The sequence below is a fragment of the Kitasatospora sp. NPDC092286 genome, from assembly GCF_044755565.1.
Classification (GTDB): Bacteria; Actinomycetota; Actinomycetes; order Streptomycetales; family Streptomycetaceae; genus Kitasatospora.
Genome location: NZ_JBIVRD010000119.1, coordinates 1 through 2,051 on the forward strand (window position 1 = coordinate 1; position 2,051 = coordinate 2,051).

The 2,051-nt window shown below is 68.2% G+C and carries 1 protein-coding gene; it reads right to left on the reverse strand.

Annotated features, from left to right (window positions below; all coding sequences use genetic code 11):
* Positions 1-101: 101 nt before the first annotated feature.
* Positions 102-1,382 carry a group II intron reverse transcriptase/maturase gene (ltrA, locus tag ACIQIB_RS39425; RefSeq protein ID WP_400764300.1) on the reverse strand — a complete coding sequence of 427 codons (1,281 nt, stop codon included), beginning with the start codon at positions 1,380-1,382 and terminating at the stop codon, positions 102-104.
* Positions 1,383-2,051: the final 669 nt, after the last annotated feature.

The window sequence follows — 2,051 nt, forward strand, 5'->3', positions numbered from 1 at the left end:
AGTAGGGTCGGGGACTGGCGCGGTGGGCGATGCTCCGTTTCCAGTCCCCGCCGCTTCAAACCGTGCATGCAGTTCTCCCGCACACGGCTTTCCGACATCGTTCACCGGCTGGCATGCACCGTCCCCCCGCGCACGTTCCCGGTCAGGCGATGGACCCCGAGCCGAGTGATCCACCCATAGGTGTAACGGGTGGTCCAGTTCCGGCCCGCGAGTCCGTGTTTCCGGCTGGCGAAGATCGCCAGCCGCTCGTGGACGTAGCCGTCGACCGCGTTGAACTTCCGCCCGGAGTTCCCGTTGCGGAAATACGCGGCCCAACCCCGCAGGACGGGGTTGAGGTCGGCCACCACGGCGGCCACCGGCCGTTCGGTCCGGGAGCGGGAGGTCGACGCACGGACCTTGTCCCGCAGCACCCCCAACGCCCGCGCCGAGGGCCAGCGTTGCAGGTAGAAGCTGCCCCGCCACTTCCACGACTCCACCTTCCGGTGATGGAATCCGAGGAAATCGAAGCCCTGCCCACCCCGAGTGAGGCAGACGATGCCGGACTTCTCCGGATGCAATCGCATCCCGAGCCCACCCAATACATCGGCCGCCAGCTGACGCGCCTGCTCGGCACACTGCCCGGTCGGCGACAGGACCACGAAGTCGTCGCAATAGCGCACCAACGTCCCCAGCCGGCGACCACGGTCCTGCCACGCCTCGTCGAGGACGTGCAGGGCCACGTTGGCCAGCAACGGAGAAATCGGTGAGCCCTGCGGGGTCCCCGCCCCGGTCGGAGAGGTCACCCCGCCCTCCAGCACTCCCATCCGCAGCCACGACCGGATCAGCTTCAGCATCTGACGGTCCGCCACGCGCCTCGCCACCTGAGCGACGAGTGCCTCGTGATCAATCGTCCCGAAGCAGTCCCGGATATCAGCCTCGAACACCCACTCCTGCCGCTGGTTCGCCGCGACGCGCACAGCCTCGCACGCGTCGATCGCGGACCTCTTGGGCCGGAAACCGTAGCTCGCGTCGGTGAACCGGGCCTCGAAGACCGGTTCGAGAACCAGCTTCGCGGCCGTCATCACCACCCGGTCCGCCACGGTGGGGATCGACAGCGGCCGCAACTCCCCCGGCCGCCCCGGCTTGGGAATCTGAACCCGCCGCAGCACCGACGGACGATACGCATGCGTCCGCAGCCGATCCGACAGGTCCTGGAGGAACTCGTCCACCCCCGAGGCCGCCACCTGGTCGACGGTCACGCCGTCCACGCCCGGCGCGCCCCGGTTCGCACACACGCTGGACCACGCCCGCCACAAGACGTCCATGCGGAGGACGTGGCCGTACAGGGCGTGGAACCGGCGTTCGGGTTCTTGCTTGGCACAGCGGTAGAGCGTCCACTGCAAGGCTCGGACCTTGTCCAGAGGACGCCGCTCACTGCGGCCTGTGTCCTCCCGGCGGGCGGACCTAGCCGTTTCGGCACTCACCCGGGCACCTCCTTGTTCGTGTCACGCATCGATGAAGCAGGGGCCCTTCGCTCCCGGCGGGTTGTGTTGTCCCGCTGATCTGCACTACTACGACCCCCTCCGACCGCCTCTCGACAGCCCGCCACTTCCCGGTTCCGCCGGTTATAGGCGGGCCACACTCCCGGGCCGCATGCCCGGGGCCGAGGAGGCCCTCTCCAGTTCCCAGGACACCCTTCCGACCATTCCACGCCCCTTACGCCGGGAGGTTCTTGAACGCCCGCTCCAGGTTCGGGGACGCCTTCCATGGCCTTCGCCCTTCAAGCACAGGCTCGGCTCCTCCTTGGCCCACCCCTCTCGGAGCGGGGGTTAAATGACGGCGCTGCAGGCTTCACTTGATGTTGCGGACTGGTCGGTCGCACGCCCCCGAAGGACGCTTGTCACTCCACTTCGACGCCGCCCTCTCGAACGACGCCGGGAGTCAGCTACCGGGGACCCTGGCGTCTCCCCGGACCGGACTCGCACCGGCTGGCTGCCCTGAGCTTGACGCTCGGTTACATCCGAACCTTCCTCTCACCTGCTCGAATGCCCGAGCTGCTGGACGTACGCTTG